This is a genomic window from Halopseudomonas pachastrellae (assembly GCF_900114765.1).
In the GTDB taxonomy this organism is placed as follows: domain Bacteria; phylum Pseudomonadota; class Gammaproteobacteria; order Pseudomonadales; family Pseudomonadaceae; genus Halopseudomonas; species Halopseudomonas pachastrellae.
In genome coordinates, this window is sequence record NZ_FOUD01000011.1 from 55,514 (window position 1) to 68,961 (window position 13,448).

Annotated in this window: 16 protein-coding genes and 1 pseudogene; 8 read left to right on the forward strand and 9 right to left on the reverse strand. The window is 63.1% G+C overall.

All coding sequences use genetic code 11. From position 1 onward, the window contains the following. Positions 1-10: 10 nt before the first annotated feature. A complete protein-coding gene (locus BM116_RS10060; RefSeq protein ID WP_083725664.1) occupies positions 11-802 on the forward strand; it encodes a peptidoglycan-binding protein in 792 nt (263 codons plus the stop codon). 85 nt (positions 803-887) lie between these two features. Continuing rightward, on the forward strand, positions 888-1,586 hold the full coding sequence (locus tag BM116_RS10065; protein ID WP_083725662.1) for a P-loop NTPase family protein: 699 nt from the start codon (positions 888-890) through the stop codon (positions 1,584-1,586). A gap of 78 nt (positions 1,587-1,664) precedes the next feature. Here BM116_RS10065 and BM116_RS10070 read toward each other — a convergent pair. After that, positions 1,665-3,110, reverse strand: a pseudogene (locus BM116_RS10070) (NCS1 family nucleobase:cation symporter-1). A gap of 416 nt (positions 3,111-3,526) precedes the next feature. On the opposite strand from BM116_RS10070, the gene BM116_RS10075 reads away from it, so the two are divergent. Together BM116_RS10075 and BM116_RS10080 are read left to right on the forward strand one after the other, a co-directional pair. Beyond that, on the forward strand, positions 3,527-3,997 hold the full coding sequence (locus BM116_RS10075; protein WP_328586203.1) for a TFIIB-type zinc ribbon-containing protein: 471 nt from the start codon (positions 3,527-3,529) through the stop codon (positions 3,995-3,997). A gap of 92 nt (positions 3,998-4,089) precedes the next feature. Beyond that, on the forward strand, positions 4,090-4,614 hold the full coding sequence (locus tag BM116_RS10080; protein WP_083725658.1) for a metal-dependent hydrolase: 525 nt from the start codon (positions 4,090-4,092) through the stop codon (positions 4,612-4,614). A gap of 7 nt (positions 4,615-4,621) precedes the next feature. Here BM116_RS10080 and BM116_RS10085 read toward each other — a convergent pair whose 3' ends face one another. Beyond that, positions 4,622-5,521 carry a zinc ABC transporter substrate-binding protein ZnuA gene (locus BM116_RS10085; protein WP_083725656.1) on the reverse strand — a complete coding sequence of 300 codons (900 nt, stop codon included), beginning with the start codon at positions 5,519-5,521 and terminating at the stop codon, positions 4,622-4,624. Between the two features lie 106 nt (positions 5,522-5,627). On the opposite strand from BM116_RS10085, the gene BM116_RS10090 reads away from it, so the two are divergent. Genes BM116_RS10090 through znuB form a run of 3 tightly spaced genes read left to right on the forward strand, consistent with a single transcriptional unit; the run spans position 5,628 to position 7,667 of the window. Continuing rightward, positions 5,628-6,122: a Fur family transcriptional regulator gene (locus BM116_RS10090; RefSeq protein WP_083725654.1), complete on the forward strand. Its 495-nt coding sequence runs from the start codon at positions 5,628-5,630 to the stop codon at positions 6,120-6,122. Beyond that, on the forward strand, positions 6,119-6,889 hold the full coding sequence (gene znuC / locus BM116_RS10095) for a zinc ABC transporter ATP-binding protein ZnuC (protein WP_083725652.1): 771 nt from the start codon (positions 6,119-6,121) through the stop codon (positions 6,887-6,889). The genes BM116_RS10090 and znuC overlap by 4 nt, the downstream gene beginning before the upstream one ends. Beyond that, positions 6,882-7,667, forward strand: coding sequence for a zinc ABC transporter permease subunit ZnuB (gene znuB / locus BM116_RS10100; RefSeq protein ID WP_083725651.1), 786 nt, complete (start codon positions 6,882-6,884; stop codon positions 7,665-7,667). The genes znuC and znuB overlap by 8 nt, the downstream gene beginning before the upstream one ends. On the opposite strand, the gene BM116_RS10105 is transcribed toward znuB, so the two are convergent. The 5 genes from BM116_RS10105 to BM116_RS10125 are packed head-to-tail and all read right to left on the reverse strand — an operon-like array spanning position 7,668 to position 11,664. Continuing rightward, entirely contained in the window at positions 7,668-8,303 is a 636-nt protein-coding gene (locus BM116_RS10105; RefSeq protein WP_083725649.1) for an SCO family protein, read from the reverse strand. Then, positions 8,294-9,199: a heme o synthase gene (gene cyoE, locus BM116_RS10110; RefSeq protein ID WP_083725647.1), complete on the reverse strand. Its 906-nt coding sequence runs from the start codon at positions 9,197-9,199 to the stop codon at positions 8,294-8,296. The genes BM116_RS10105 and cyoE overlap by 10 nt, the downstream gene beginning before the upstream one ends. A 23-nt stretch (positions 9,200-9,222) precedes the next feature. Next, the gene (locus tag BM116_RS10115) at positions 9,223-10,308 is read right to left on the reverse strand and encodes a COX15/CtaA family protein (RefSeq protein WP_083725645.1); all 1,086 of its coding nucleotides are present in this window, start codon (positions 10,306-10,308) and stop codon (positions 9,223-9,225) included. Positions 10,309-10,311: 3 nt separating this feature from the next. After that, positions 10,312-10,911 carry a redox-active disulfide-containing membrane protein gene (locus BM116_RS10120; protein ID WP_139056956.1) on the reverse strand — a complete coding sequence of 200 codons (600 nt, stop codon included), beginning with the start codon at positions 10,909-10,911 and terminating at the stop codon, positions 10,312-10,314. A 27-nt stretch (positions 10,912-10,938) separates the two neighbouring features. Beyond that, complete coding sequence (locus BM116_RS10125) at positions 10,939-11,664, reverse strand: SURF1 family protein (protein ID WP_083725641.1); 726 nt, start codon at positions 11,662-11,664, stop codon at positions 10,939-10,941. 52 nt (positions 11,665-11,716) lie between these two features. Here BM116_RS10125 and BM116_RS10130 point away from each other — a divergent pair, with 52 nt between their 5' ends. Further along, positions 11,717-11,929, forward strand: coding sequence for a twin transmembrane helix small protein (locus BM116_RS10130; RefSeq protein ID WP_083725639.1), 213 nt, complete (start codon positions 11,717-11,719; stop codon positions 11,927-11,929). A gap of 24 nt (positions 11,930-11,953) precedes the next feature. On the opposite strand, the gene BM116_RS10135 is transcribed toward BM116_RS10130, so the two are convergent. Beyond that, the gene (locus BM116_RS10135) at positions 11,954-12,841 is read right to left on the reverse strand and encodes a cytochrome c oxidase subunit 3 (protein WP_083725637.1); all 888 of its coding nucleotides are present in this window, start codon (positions 12,839-12,841) and stop codon (positions 11,954-11,956) included. Positions 12,842-12,870: 29 nt separating this feature from the next. After that, positions 12,871-13,437 carry a cytochrome c oxidase assembly protein gene (locus tag BM116_RS10140; RefSeq protein ID WP_083725635.1) on the reverse strand — a complete coding sequence of 189 codons (567 nt, stop codon included), beginning with the start codon at positions 13,435-13,437 and terminating at the stop codon, positions 12,871-12,873. Between the last annotated feature and the right edge of the window lie 11 nt (positions 13,438-13,448).

The following is a 13,448-nucleotide window of genomic DNA, read 5'->3' on the forward strand; positions in this document are numbered from 1 at the left end:
AGCTGCCACCATGATTCCCGTCGACGGAGCCTTTATCCTCGCCGTTTCTCCCCGTTTTTCCGGTGCCCGCGCTGATGCCCAGCGGCGCATCGTCGGCGACATCTCTGCTGCCTTTGCCCCTACCCTTGCCCATTATCGGATCGACAGCCGCCTGCGGATTGCGCACTTCATGGCGCAGGTGACCCATGAATGTGCCGGGTTTCGTACCACTGAGGAGTTTGCCAGCGGCGCTGCCTATGAAGGGCGGCGCGACCTGGGCAACACCGAGCGCGGCGATGGCCGGCGGTACAAGGGGCGCGGACTGATCCAGCTGACCGGGCGGGCCAACTACCGACAAATGGGCGAGCGCCTGCGACTGCCGCTGGAGGCCGAACCAGAGCTGGCAGCCGAGCCACTGACGTCGCTGAAAATTGCCTGTGAGTACTGGCACACCCGGCAGATCAACGAGGCGGCTGATCGTGACGACCTGATTCGCGCCACGCGGCTGGTCAACGGTGGCCTGAACGGGCTGGAGGATCGGCGCCAGTATCTGCAGAAAGCCAAGACCGCGCTGGCGGCGTTGGAGGGCTTGCGAGTGTCGCAGACGCAAGGCGGCACCACGGTGGCTTTGCGCCGCGGCTCCTTTGGCGATGCGGTGCAGCAGTTGCAGGAACTGCTGGCCGCCCAGGGTTATCCGCTGTCGATCGATCGTGACTTTGGCCCGGCGACCGAGCTGGCGGTGATGCAGTTTCAACAGCGCGCCGGCCTCTTGGTCGATGGCATCGTCGGCCAGAAGACCTGGGCTGCGCTGCGCAGCCGATAGCCATTTTTGAAGTTTCACCGTTCGGTCGCATTGCTGGCCTATATTTCGCATTGGATTGCCTTTTAGCTCAGCACAGGACGCTTTGATGAGTACCATTCACTTTGTTGGTGGCGAGAAGGGCGGTGTGGGCAAATCCGTCGTCTCGCGCCTGCTGTCCCAGTACTTTCTTGATAACGGCCTGTTGTACGCGGGGTTTGACGCCGATCAGTCGCACGCCACCCTCACCCACTCCTACCCCGAGTTCACCCAACCGATTGTGCTGGATGACTTTGAGAGCATTGATCAGTTGATCGAACTGGCCAGTGAGGACGATGAAAAACAGCTACTGGTGGATCTGCCTGCGCAGAGTCAGCGCTTTCTGGATCGCTGGCTGGAAGACAGCGGCGTGCTGGAAATCTGCGCCGAGCTGGGGCTGAAAACCCTGTTCTGGTACGTGGTCGACGGCGGGCGTGATTCGGTCATGCTGCTACGCGCGTTTCAGCAGAAGTACGGCGGCTCCATGCCTTTTGTTGTGGTGCGCAACTTTGGGTGTGGCAGCGATTTCAGCGATATCGATCAGGTGATCGCCGAGGCCCAGGCCGCGCAATTGCTGGCGGTGGTGGACATCCCGGCGCTGCACCCGGCCACGTTGCAGCGTATCGACAAGCTGGGGCTGAGCTTCTGGTCGGCCATCAACCTCAAAAGCGCAGATGGCACGCAACTGAGCATGATGGAGCGTCAGCGCACCAAGGTGTGGCTGCGCAAGGCCAGTCAATCGATCGACGCGGCTTTGCAGCAGCTGTAGTACCCGGGATGCGCTGATCACTGCCACAGACTCTGAATGCCAGAGAGTGTGCGCATGTGATCAGCGCATCCGGGCGCCTTACTGCTGTGCGGGTGTATCGCGCATCAACAGATAGTGCAGTACCGCGCCCATCAGCGCGCCCAGCAGCCAGGCGTAACCATGCAGCTGGCTCAGCACCGGCACCCAGACCGAGGCAACGGAGAACACCGAGGCCACCGCAAAGGCGATCATCGCCTTGCGGTTCCAGCCGCCGTTGAAGTAGTAGCTGCTACCGGGTTCTGCGCTGAACAGATCCTGCAGGTTCAGCTGTTGTTTACGCACCAGGTAGTAGTCCGCCACGATGATGCCGTACAGCGGAGCCAGGATGGCGCCCAGGGTGTCGACGAAGGCGGCAATGCCCACCTGACTGATGAATGCCACCCACAGTGCACCAATAAAGAACGCAATGGCTGCGGTGATAAAGCCGCCGGTGCGAGCGCTGATGTGCGCGGGCGCGAGGTTGGCGATGTCGTAGGCCGGCGGAATAAAGTTGGCCACCAGGTTGATGCCGACCGTGGCTGCAAAGAAGGTCAGTGCCGCGATGATGGTCAGCGTGAGGCTGTCGACGCGGGCCACGATGTCGGTCGGGTTGGTCAGCGTCTCGCCAAAGACCACCACGGTGCCGGCGGTGATCACCAGGGCGATGACCGAGAAAATCGCCAGGCTGACCGGCAGCCCAAGGAAGTTGCCCACGGTCATCTGCTTCTCGCTTTTGACAAAGCGGGCAAAGTCGCCGTAGTTGATTACCACCGCGGCAAAGTACGCCAGCATGGTGCCAACCACGGCAAAGAAGGCGGCGACCGGACCGGCCTCGTACTCACCGCTGCCACTGAAGATGCTGCCCAGCTCGGTCAGCAGGCTCGGGCCGGCCTGGTACCAGATGATCAGCATCAGCGCGATCATGACCACATACACCAGCGGCCCGGCCCAGTTCAGGAAGCGGGTGATCCACTCCATGCCGCGTACGAACAGCAGCACCTGAAAGGCGCAGACCAGGCAGTAGGAGATCCAGCCGATGGTGGTGATACCCAGCAGCGTTGGGGTATCGGCTGCGGGCTCAAACAGGGCATTGAGCTGCAGCGCCAGCGCGGTGGAGGCGAAGTAGGTCTGCACGCCCTACCAGAAGATCGCCACAATCCCGCGTACCACCGCCGGGAAGTTTGCGCCACGCACCCCCATGCTGGAGCGGGCCATGACCGGGAAAGGCACGCCGTATTTGACGCTTGGCTTGCCGGTCAGCTGCACCAGGCCCATGACAATGAAGCCGGCCAGCACGATGCCGGCGAGCACTGCCCAGCCGCTTAACCCGTAGGAGATAAACAGGGTGGCAGCCAGCGTGTAGCCGAACAGGCTCTGGATATCGTTGGACCACACGTTGAATATCTCGAACCAGCCTCAGTGGCGTTTGCCCGGCGGCAGCGGGGCAAGGTCTTCGTTGTGCAGAGTGGGGTCGATGTGCTTGATCTGAAAGTCATCGTTAGCCATGGGCCTTTCCTTGCGTCTTTTTGTGGGTACCGGGCAGGGCTGTGTTGGCAGGCCACCCTGGCGGTTCGCTCGCATCTTTTCTTCCGCCCTTGCAGTTCAGCCGACAGGGGGTGCCGTGACCATCTGCACAGGAGGTCGCACATTGTGTACAAAAACGTCTTCATTTTGTATTCAAAAATGTAGTGCATGGAAAAAAACGCTACAAATGCTGGCATCAGCCAGCCCGCATCGGGCTGCTGATCAGCGTAGTCTCTGCAGCTCAGGCTTGTTGCTATTGCTCCCCAGGGCTAAGCTGCCGCATCCAGGAAGCGGCGACGCGCCGCGTGATTCACGGACTGAAAGGTAATCCAATGCAGTGTCCCAAGTGTCGAAATACCCGGCTGCAAGCGAGCAAGGTTGAAGAGGGTTTACCCGCCATGGGCTGTCCCGCGTGTGCAGGCTCGTTGCTGTCGCTGCTTTACTACCGCGACTGGGTCGAGCGTAACGAGCCGCCGGTAGCCTCTGGCGAGCTTGCCACCGAAGTGGTTGAGGAGGCTGACGCCAAGATGGCCCTGGCCTGCCCCAAGTGCAGCGGCCTGATGACCAAATTCTCGGTATCCGGGGCGCTCGCCAGCCGAATCGACTTGTGCGGTCGCTGTGACGAGGCGTGGCTCGACGGGGGTGAGTGGCAGTTGCTGAAGTCGCTGGAGCTGGCGCACAAGCTGCCCGCGGTATTCACCGAGCAGTGGCAGCGGCGAGTGCGCAGCGAAAAGATGGCCCAGCTCAAGCGCGAGCGTCTGGAGCAGCAGGTAGGCGCCGCCGATGCGGCCCGGGCCGCAGAGGTCAAGGGGTGGCTTGCCGAGCACCCGCAACGCGCAACCTTGCTGCAGTTTCTCGCCTCGGACTGAATGTAGACAGAACCGCCCGGTGCCGGTGTGGTCAGAGTGCTGTCCGGGCTGCCAGCAGGCTTGCCCATTCATTGCTGAACGCGTTCAGGCCCATGCTGATTGCCCATCTGCCGTCCGGTTTTGTTCTCTCCAGTTACCTGTTAGCGCCGCTGCGCCGTGCACCGGTGCGCCCGATCTGGCTGCTGCTGGCCGGCTGCCTGGGCGGCATCTTCCCAGACTTTGACATGCTGTACTTCTACTTTGTGGATAACGGCATGGTGCATCACCACCGCTACGCAACCCATTGGCCGCTGCTGTGGCTGTGCCTGCTGTCGGGGGCGCTGGTCGGTTTAGCGCTGTGTCGGCGTATGCCTGCGCCCTGGATGCTGCTTATGTTCAGTCTGGGCGGGTTGCTGCATGTGTTGCTGGACAGCCTGGCCAGCGACATCTGGTGGTTCGCGCCCTTTGTCGATCAGCGCTATTCGCTGGTCACGGTGACCCCGCGTTATAAGCCTTGGTGGCTGAACTTCATCATGCACTGGGTGTTTCTGGTCGAGCTGTTGATCTGGGGCTGGGCACTCTGGCGTTGGCGGGTCAGGCGCCGCTGGTTGTCTGGTCCGGTGTCCGGCGCCGCCTGATCAGGGGTTACAGCGCTTCCAGGCACCCCGCCCAGCTGCTGGTCAGGCTATTGAGCAGCTCGATGTAGCCATCAGCGCCAACCTCGATATTGGCGCCCAGCGGGTCGAGCTGGGCGGTTTCGACCGGCAGGCCGTCGGTCAGGCTGTTAACCAGGCGCGGCGTGAACTGCGGCTCGCTGAATACACAGGCGCGGCCGGCGCTGCGCAGCTGGTCACGCAGCGTGTTGACGTGGCGGGCGCCGGGCTGAATCTCATGAGCCAGGCTGAACACGCCGCGGTGTTCGATGCCCAGATATTCTTCCAGGTAGCCGTAACCGTCGTGAAATACGAAATAGGGCTTGTCTTTTAGCGGTGCGAAACGGGTCTGCAACGCTTCTTGCTCGGCGGTGATGCGCGCTTCAAAGCGCTGCAGGTTGGCCGCAAGTTGTGCCTGCTGGTCTGGATAAAGCGGCTCCAGATCGGCTTTCATCCATTGCGCGATGGTCAGCGCGTTGGCGGGCGATAGCCAGATGTGCGGATCGAGGTTGCCGGCGTCGTGGTGGTGGTCGTCATGACCGTGTTCGGCGTGTTCCTCGTCGAACTCGCGCAGGGTCAAGCCGGGGACATCCATCAATTCGCGGGCTTGCGGGTTGTCGTGTAGCAGGCTGTCGAGGAAGCGCTCAAGGTCCGGGCCGACCCAGTAGATGCGCTCGGCGCTGGACAGGGCGCGGCGGTCGGAGGGGCGCAGGGCAAAGGCATGGGGCGAGGCGCCGGGCGGCAACAGCACGGCGGGCTCGTCGATGCCGTCGAGCAGGGCGGCGCTGATCTGCTGAATCGGCTTGATGCTGGTCAGCACGCGGCTGTCGGCCAAAACGGAGGACGACAGCAGCAGGCCGGCAGCGAGTGCCAGCAGGGAACGGATCGACATGGGGGCATACCTCGGGAATTAGAACTGTTATATGATAACAGCCCATTGACCTCTGAAACGACCCCCGCCGCCAAATGGCACTGCGGCGCAGCCAGCGAGGCAGCCCATGAGCGATTCTCATCACCTTCCCGATCCCCAACAGCCACACAACCATGCGCACTGCGTTAGCCATGCCCTGAGCGCGGCGGAGCAGGTCTGCGCGCGCGACGGTGTGCGCTTCACCACCCTGCGCAAGCGGGTGCTTGAGCTGGTTTGGCAAAGCCACAAGCCACTTGGCGCTTACGACATTCTGGAAACCCTGTCCCGTGACGACGGCCGCCGTGCTGCGCCGCCGACGGTCTACCGTGCGCTGGATTTTCTGCAGGAGCAGGGGCTGGTTCACCGTATTGCTTCGCTCAATGCCTTTATCGGCTGCCCGAGTCCGGAGCACCGCCATCAGGGGCACTTTCTGATCTGTCTGAACTGTCATATCGCGATTGAGCTGGAACAGTCGGGGATCAGCGATGCGATCGCCGAGGCGGCCACCAGCCAGGGGTTTACTATCAGTAGCGAAACGGTCGAGATCAGCGGGCTGTGCGCCCAGTGTCAGGCGGCGGCATGAGCGAGGAGCTGCTGTCACTCAAGCAGGTCAGTCTGCGCTTGAACGCCACCGATGTGCTCGAAGGCGTCAATCTCAGCGTCAAGCGCGGCGAGATCGTGACCCTGATTGGCCCCAACGGTGCGGGCAAGACCAGCCTGGTGCGCATCGTGCTCGGCCTGCTGAAGGCCAGCGGCGGCAAGGTCTGGCGGCGTTCGCGCCTGCGTATCGGCTACATGCCGCAGAAGCTGCAGATTGATCCGTCGCTGCCGCTGACGGTGTTGCGTTTTCTCTTGCTGGTGCCCGGCACCAGGCGCCCGGCTGTTGAGGCGGCGTTGGCTGAGGTCGGTGCGGAGCATCTGCTGGCACGGCCGCTGCAGCAGGTATCTGGCGGTGAGCTGCAGCGCATTCTGTTGGCGCGCGCTTTGTTGCGCAAGCCTGATCTGCTGGTGCTGGATGAGCCGGTACAGGGCGTGGATGTGAATGGGCAGATCGAGCTCTATCAGCTGATTACCCGGCTGCGTGATCGCTACGGCTGCGGCGTTTTGATGGTCTCTCACGATCTGCATCTGGTGATGGCGACCACCAATACCGTGGTCTGCCTCAACCGCCACGTATGCTGCTCTGGCCACCCCGAGCAGGTCAGCCTGGACCCGGCCTTTGTTGCCATGTTCGGTGAACAGGCCAGCGCGCTTGCCGTCTACAACCACCATCACGACCACGCCCATGATCTGCATGGCGAAGTAGTGCCCCACGAACACAGCCACGGACCCAACTGCAAGCATGCCTGATTTTCTCGTATACGCGCTGCTCGCCGGCCTGGGGCTGGCGCTGGTCGCCGGCCCGCTGGGCTCTTTTGTGGTCTGGCGGCGGATGGCCTATTTCGGTGACACCCTTTCCCACTCGGCATTGCTTGGTGTGGCGCTTGGCATGTTGCTGGACATCAACCTGACGCTTGCCGTGACGGTGGGCTGCGTGCTGATCGCCGTGCTGCTGGTGGCGCTGCAGCATAAAGACTGGCTGGCCAGCGACACCCTGTTGGGGATTCTCGCGCACAGTACCCTGTCGCTGGGCCTGGTAGTGCTGGCCCTGGCCGAAAACGTGCGGGTAGATCTGATGGCCTACCTGTTTGGTGACCTGCTGGCGATCAGCTTGAATGAGCTGGGCTGGATGCTGGGCGGGCTGCTGGTTGTGCTGGTGCTGATGAGTCTGCTCTGGCGCAGCCTGCTGTCGATCACTGTGCATGAAGAGCTGGCACGGGTTGAGGGGCTGCCGGTTACGGCAATTCGGCTGGCGCTGATGCTGTTGATCGCCATTGTCATTGCGGTGGCGATGAAGGTGGTTGGTGTGTTGCTGATCACCTCATTGCTGATTATTCCGCCAGCGGCGGCGCAGCGTCACGCGCGCACGCCAGAGCAGATGGCGTTGGGTGCCAGCGCGCTGGGGATGCTGGCGGTATTGGGCGGTCTGGCATTGTCCTGGCAGCTCGACACGCCGGCAGGCCCCTCGATTGTGGTCTGCGCGGCGGGCATGTTCATGCTGGCGCTGGCGATTCCTCGCCGCGCCTGATTACTCCTCTGCCATGATGCGCGGCAGCCACTGCGCCAGCTGATCGGTGTTCAGCGGTGGACGGATAAAGCCCACGTAGCGTCCCTGTGGGTCGACGATCACCACCTGGCCGCTGTGATCGACCAGATAGTTTTCGCTGCTGGTATCGGGCTCGATATAGGCAACTGACAGCGCCTTGGCCAGGGTCGCGAGCTGATCGCTGTCACCGGTGGCCCCGGCAAAGCCTGCGTTGAAAAAGTTGAGGTAGCTGGCCAGTTGCTCCGGCGTATCGCGGTTCGGGTCCACGCTGGCCAGAGTTACCTGCAGTTGGCCTCGGGTTTCTTCCGGCAACTTCTGCATCAGCTGGCGCAGTTCGGCCAGGGTGGTCGGGCAGATGTCGGGGCAAAAGGTGTAGCCAAAGAACAGCAGATCCCACTGGCCGTTCAGATCGTCCAGCCCCCAGGGCTGATCGGCGGCCGAGCGCAGGCTGACCTCGGGCAGGGCGCGCGGGCTGTCGAACAGATACACCCCCGCTTGCTGCAATGCGTTGCGGTCCAGCGGTGCTGGACGGGTTACCTTGTTGACCACGGCGCCAACCACCAGCGCGATGCTTGCTACACAAACCAGAACGGTTTTCTGTACCCCGGTTAAAGCCATCCAGCCACCTCGATGTAGTGGTCCAGCAGCAGGGCCACAAACAGCCACAGCAGGTACCACAGCGAATACTTGAAGGTCTTGATGGCCGCATGCGGGCGGCTGTTGCGCAGCAGGGCGATGGCCCAGTCGATAAAGCGCAGGCCCAGCACCACTGCGGCCACCAGATAGAGCGGGCCGCTCATGTGGATCACAAAGGGCAGCAGGCTCACGGCCAAGAGGATAAAGGTATACAGCAGAATATGCAGCTTGGTGTAGTGCTCGCCGTGGGTGACCGGCAGCATGGGGATATTGACCTTGGCGTACTCGGCCTTGCGGTGAATCGCCAGGGCCCAGAAATGCGGCGGCGTCCAGGCGAAGATGATCAGCACCAGCAGCAGGCCACCGGCGTCGATCTGCCCGCTCACGGCCGTCCAGCCCAGTAGCGGCGGCGCCGCTCCGGCCAGACCACCGATGACAATATTTTGCGGCGTCGCACGCTTGAGAAAGGCGGTATAGACCAGCGCGTAGCCCAGCAGCGAGCCCAGGGTCAGGACGGCGGTTAGGGTGTTGGTCCATGACAGCAGCACGGCCAGCCCGGCGCTGCCCAGCAGCATGGCAAAGAGCACGGCGTTCAGCGGCGCAACCCGGCCCTGGGCCAGCGGGCGTCGCTGGGTGCGGGCCATCTGCACGTCGATACGTCGGTCTACCACATGGTTGATGGCCGCTGCCGAGCCTGCGCACAGGGCAATGCCCAGATTACCGAACAACAGAGTGCTCCAGGGTACCGCACTGTCACTGGCCAGCAGCATGCCGATGGCCGAGGTGATGATCATCAGCGCGACTACCTTGGGTTTGGTCAGCTCCAGATAGTCACGCCAGCCGGCCTGTGCCGTTGCTGCATGGGTGATGCTAGCCATGGTCCGTCCCCCTGTCGGTGCGTTTAGCGCACCTGTGTTGTTGTTCTCGCAGTATGGTTGCCAAGTAGTGGGCCCGCCAGTTTGGATCGTGGTTTGGCAACCAGCCGCACCCGCGCCGGAGCCGGTGCGCGCAGGCGGTAGGCAACCGACACCGTACACAGCAGCAGTAACGCGGCCATCCCGTTGTGGGCGACGGCAACGGCCAGCGGCAGAGCGGCCAGCACGTTGGTGATGCCCAGGCTGACTTGTGCGGCCAGCGCCAGACTCAGCAGCGCAGCGAGTCCGCGCAGGCGCGCCCGCCAGAGCTGCCAGCTCAGCAGCAGTACCACCAAGGTGGTGACCAGCGCGCCAAGGCGGTGGGTGAAGTGGATCGCGGTGCGGCCGGGCCCCTCGAGCATGCCGCCCAGGTAATTCGGCCCTATCTCCTGATGCAGCAGATTGAAGCCGGTGTGAAAGTCCATCTCCGGCCACCACTCACCGTGGCAAGTGGGCAAGTCGATACAGGCCACCGCCGCGTAATTGGTACTGGTCCAGCCGCCGAGCATGATCTGCACAATCACCACCGCCATCGTCACCTTGGCCAGGGTACGCAGGCGCGCCAGTGCGCGCGATGGCGTCAGGGCGGGCAGGCGACCGGACAGCCGCAGCACCAGCAGCAATAGCAGACTCAGGGTGGTGAAGCCGCCCAGCAGGTGCGCGGTGACCACTTGCGGCCAGAGCTTGAGGGTCACGGTCCACATGCCAAACAGGGCCTGACAGACCACCAGGGCCAGCAGGCCAAGGCTGAGGCCGGTGGGATAGTCGGGGTTGCGGCGTTGGCTGATGCCGATTACTGCCAGGGTCAGGATGACCAGGCCAAGGGCGCCGGCTGCGTAGCGGTGAATCATCTCGGCCCAGGCCTTGAAGGCTTCTACCGGGTCATCCGGAAAGCGCAGCTGCGCCGCCTCCAGCGCATGATCACTTTGCGGCACGGTAAGAAAGCCATAGCAGCCGGGCCAGTCCGGGCAGCCAAGGCCGGCGTGCACCAGGCGTGTGTAGGCGCCGAGAATGACCACTACAAAGCAGAGCACCAGCGCTGCCAGAGCGAGTGTATAGCCGGGTTTGCGCATGGCTCAGCCCACCTTGGAGAGTTTCAGCAGACGTTTGAGGTCATCCAGCAGGTCTTTGCCCGGCTGGCTGGCACTGTGATGCAGTACCACGCGGCCCAGCGGGTCGACCAGCCACAGCTGCGGGCCGATCAGCCAGCTGTCGGGCTGGGTCTGCAGGCTTTTCAGGTAGGCGTTGCTGTCAAAGGTGGTGCGCTCCAGGCGCGGAAACTGTGCCTCCAGCGCGGCCACCTCGTCGGCGCGCAGGGCCACCGGTGACGCCAGCACATGGGTCACGCGCTCGGCTTCGCGACCGACCGCTACGTTGATCTGTCGCGCCTCGTGGACCAGCGCCATGCACTGGCGCTCGCACGCGCCGGTATGGGTAACCAGCAGGCGCCATGGCGCGCCATAGCCGACCGGGTCTTCAGCGAGCTGCCAGTCGCTGGTCTGGATCGCGGGCTCTACCAGCGCGGACTTGTTGGCGTGGCCTTCCGGCAGGCCAATATCCAGCTGCGCCATCAGCGCCGCCAGGGCAATAGGCCCCACCACCACGGCGATGATGGCCAGCAGCTTGAGCTGGCCCCGTGGGCGCGACGGGCGTTGTTCGGATTCGGTCAGGCTCATCATTGTTATTCCCCCGAGATCGACGTGCTATTGAGGCCGAAAACCGGCCCAGAGAAACAGCGCGAGCAGTGCCGCCGCCAGGCTGAACCACTGCACCGCGTAGCCGGTATGCCGGCTGGCACTCATGGGCAGCGCTGGCCAGTCCAGCGTCAGTGCCGCGCTGCCGATATTGGTCAGGCGGGCGCTCCAGTCCAGCAGCGGCAGCGCTGATTGCGCGCGCAGGGCATCCAGATCCAGCTGAGCGACCACGCAACTGCGTTGATCCGCGTCGCAGGCGCGTCTGCCCGGCCGCCAGCCGGCGCTGCTGGCGGGCAGCTTTTCTGCCTGCAGCTGCAGCCTGCCCGGCGGCGTGCTGATGTGTGGCGGCTGGCGCCGGTCCGGCCAGGGTAGCCAGCCGCGATTGAGGATCAGCCAGGCGCCGTTATCTGCGTGAAAGGCCTGCAGTACCTCTACGCCGGCCTGTCCGTTGCGGGTGCGGTTGTCCAGCAACCAGATGTGGTGTGGGTCGAGTTGGCCCTGCAGGCTGAGCGGCTGCCAGTCGGCAGGAGCCTGCGTGCCGAGTTGCGCCAGCGTCTTGGCCGGTGCCTGCGCCAGGGCGTCGATATCGGCTTGCAGCTGCTGCTTTTGCTCGGCGCGTTGCAGTTGCCAGGTGCCGAGACCGAGCAACAGCGGCAGCAGACTCAGGGTAAACACCCAGAGTGGCCAGCCAGGCGCAAAGCGGCGGCGGTGTTCCACGGCCTCAGACAGCAGCACGGGCTGCTCCGGCTATACTCAGGCCGACCATAACAACAATCAGGGGGCGGCCATGTGGCTCAAGCTGGTCATCGTGATCTTGCTGGCGCTGATACTGATCAGCCTGTTCAGCGGCTTGTTCTTTTTGATGAAAGACACGGACGGGCGCGGCCGCCTGGTATCGGCATTGAGTGTGCGCATCGGCCTGACAGTGCTGCTGATGGCGCTGATTGCCTGGGGCTTCTGGGCGGGCCAGCTGACCTGGCACGCGCCCTGGTTGCATTGACTCGGCACACATCATGGCCGCCGCTCAGAATATGTAGACGAAGATAAACAGCCCAACCCAGACCACGTCCACGAAGTGCCAGTACCAGCTGGCGGCTTCAAAGCCGAAGTGCTGCTGGGGGGTGAAGTGGCCCTTGGCGATACGGATCAGCATGATCGCCAGAATCAGCGTGCCCATGGTCACGTGGGCGCCGTGGAAGCCGGTGAGCATGAAGAAGGTTGCGCCGTAGATGCCGGAATTCAGGGTCAGCCCGAGGTCGTGATAGGCGTGTTGATACTCCAGCGCCTGCAGCACCAGAAAGACGGTACCCAGCGCAACGGTCAGGCCCAGCCAGGCCTTGGTGGCACCGCGTTTGTCTTTGCGCAGAGCGTGATGGGCAAAGGTGACGGTGACACTGGAGGAGATCAGCAGCAGGGTGTTGATCAGCGGCAGTTGCCAGGCGCTGATGACCTCGCTTGGCCCCGGGAAGGTCTTTGGATCCGGGTTGACCATCAGCGGCCACTGGTAGGTGAAGTCTGGCCAGAGCATGTTGGCCAGGCCCTTGTCGCCCTCGCCGCCCAGCCACGGGCCGGCAAAGGTGCGCACGTAAAACAGCGCACCGAAAAAGGCGGCAAAGAACATCACTTCCGAGAAGATGAACCAGCCCATGCCCATACGGAAGGAGCGATCCATTTGCGGGCTGTAGAGGCCCTCGTGGCTCTCTTTGACCACGTTGCTGAACCAGCCGAACATCATCCAGGCGGTCATCAGGGCGCCGGCAAAGAACAGCCAGCGGCCCAGGCCGCTGCCGGCTCCGGCGCTGTCGCCATTGATCATGCTGCCGCCGCCAAACACCAGCAGCAGCAGGGCTATCGAGGCAATGATCGGCCACTTGCTCTGGGCCGGCACATAGTAGGTCTGATGATTGGCCATCTGTTGTTCTCCTTATACGGCAATCGTGCTCAGTGGGCCTGCGCCTGGGCGGCGGCCAGCTTGTCAGGCATTCGCTCCGATACATCAAACAGGGTGTAGGCCAGGGTCAGATGCTTGACCTGTGCCGGCACCGCCGGATCAACAATGAAACGCACCGGCATCTCGACGCTTTCCCCCGGCTGCAGCACCTGCTGGGTAAAGCAGAAACACTCGGTCTTGTGGAAGTAGGCAGCGGCAATGGCCGGCGACACGCTGGGAATCGCCTGCGCCACCATTGGCCGGTCGGTCGGGTTATGGGCCAGAAACAGCATCTCGCGGGTTTCGCCCGGGTGCAGGCTGAGCTGTTCGGCCTCGGGGCCAAAATCCCAGCTCATGCCTTCGGCGCGGGTCGCAACAAACTGCACCCGCAGGGTGCGGCTGTTGTCGATCTGCTCGACCTCCTGCTGGTAGGCGGTGCCGCTGGTCTTGCCGTTGATGCCCAGCGCATCGCACATCACGTCATACAGCGGCACCATCAGAAAGCCGAAGCAGAACATGCCGAATACCGTCAGTACCAGTTTGCCTACCAGGCGGCGATTGGTCTGTGTCTCGCTCATTGCGGCAGCCT

Bases quoted from the DNA above. Each gene is read 5' to 3' on its own strand.
- BM116_RS10060 (WP_083725664.1), top strand. From the start codon at position 11: ATGATTCCCGTCGACGGAGCCTTTATCCTCGCCGTTTCTCCCCGTTTT.
- znuB (WP_083725651.1), top strand. From the start codon at position 6,882: ATGCCTGATTTTCTCGTATACGCGCTGCTCGCCGGCCTGGGGCTGGCG.
- BM116_RS10065 (WP_083725662.1), top strand. From the start codon at position 888: ATGAGTACCATTCACTTTGTTGGTGGCGAGAAGGGCGGTGTGGGCAAA.
- BM116_RS10085 (WP_083725656.1), bottom strand. From the start codon at position 5,521: ATGTCGATCCGTTCCCTGCTGGCACTCGCTGCCGGCCTGCTGCTGTCG.
- BM116_RS10105 (WP_083725649.1), bottom strand. From the start codon at position 8,303: ATGGCTTTAACCGGGGTACAGAAAACCGTTCTGGTTTGTGTAGCAAGC.
- BM116_RS10135 (WP_083725637.1), bottom strand. From the start codon at position 12,841: ATGGCCAATCATCAGACCTACTATGTGCCGGCCCAGAGCAAGTGGCCG.
- BM116_RS10080 (WP_083725658.1), top strand. From the start codon at position 4,090: ATGCTGATTGCCCATCTGCCGTCCGGTTTTGTTCTCTCCAGTTACCTG.
- znuC (WP_083725652.1), top strand. From the start codon at position 6,119: ATGAGCGAGGAGCTGCTGTCACTCAAGCAGGTCAGTCTGCGCTTGAAC.
- BM116_RS10130 (WP_083725639.1), top strand. From the start codon at position 11,717: ATGTGGCTCAAGCTGGTCATCGTGATCTTGCTGGCGCTGATACTGATC.
- BM116_RS10140 (WP_083725635.1), bottom strand. From the start codon at position 13,437: ATGAGCGAGACACAGACCAATCGCCGCCTGGTAGGCAAACTGGTACTG.
- BM116_RS10120 (WP_139056956.1), bottom strand. From the start codon at position 10,911: ATGAGCCTGACCGAATCCGAACAACGCCCGTCGCGCCCACGGGGCCAG.
- BM116_RS10075 (WP_328586203.1), top strand. From the start codon at position 3,527: ATGGGCTGTCCCGCGTGTGCAGGCTCGTTGCTGTCGCTGCTTTACTAC.
- BM116_RS10115 (WP_083725645.1), bottom strand. From the start codon at position 10,308: ATGCGCAAACCCGGCTATACACTCGCTCTGGCAGCGCTGGTGCTCTGC.
- cyoE (WP_083725647.1), bottom strand. From the start codon at position 9,199: ATGGCTAGCATCACCCATGCAGCAACGGCACAGGCCGGCTGGCGTGAC.
- BM116_RS10090 (WP_083725654.1), top strand. From the start codon at position 5,628: ATGAGCGATTCTCATCACCTTCCCGATCCCCAACAGCCACACAACCAT.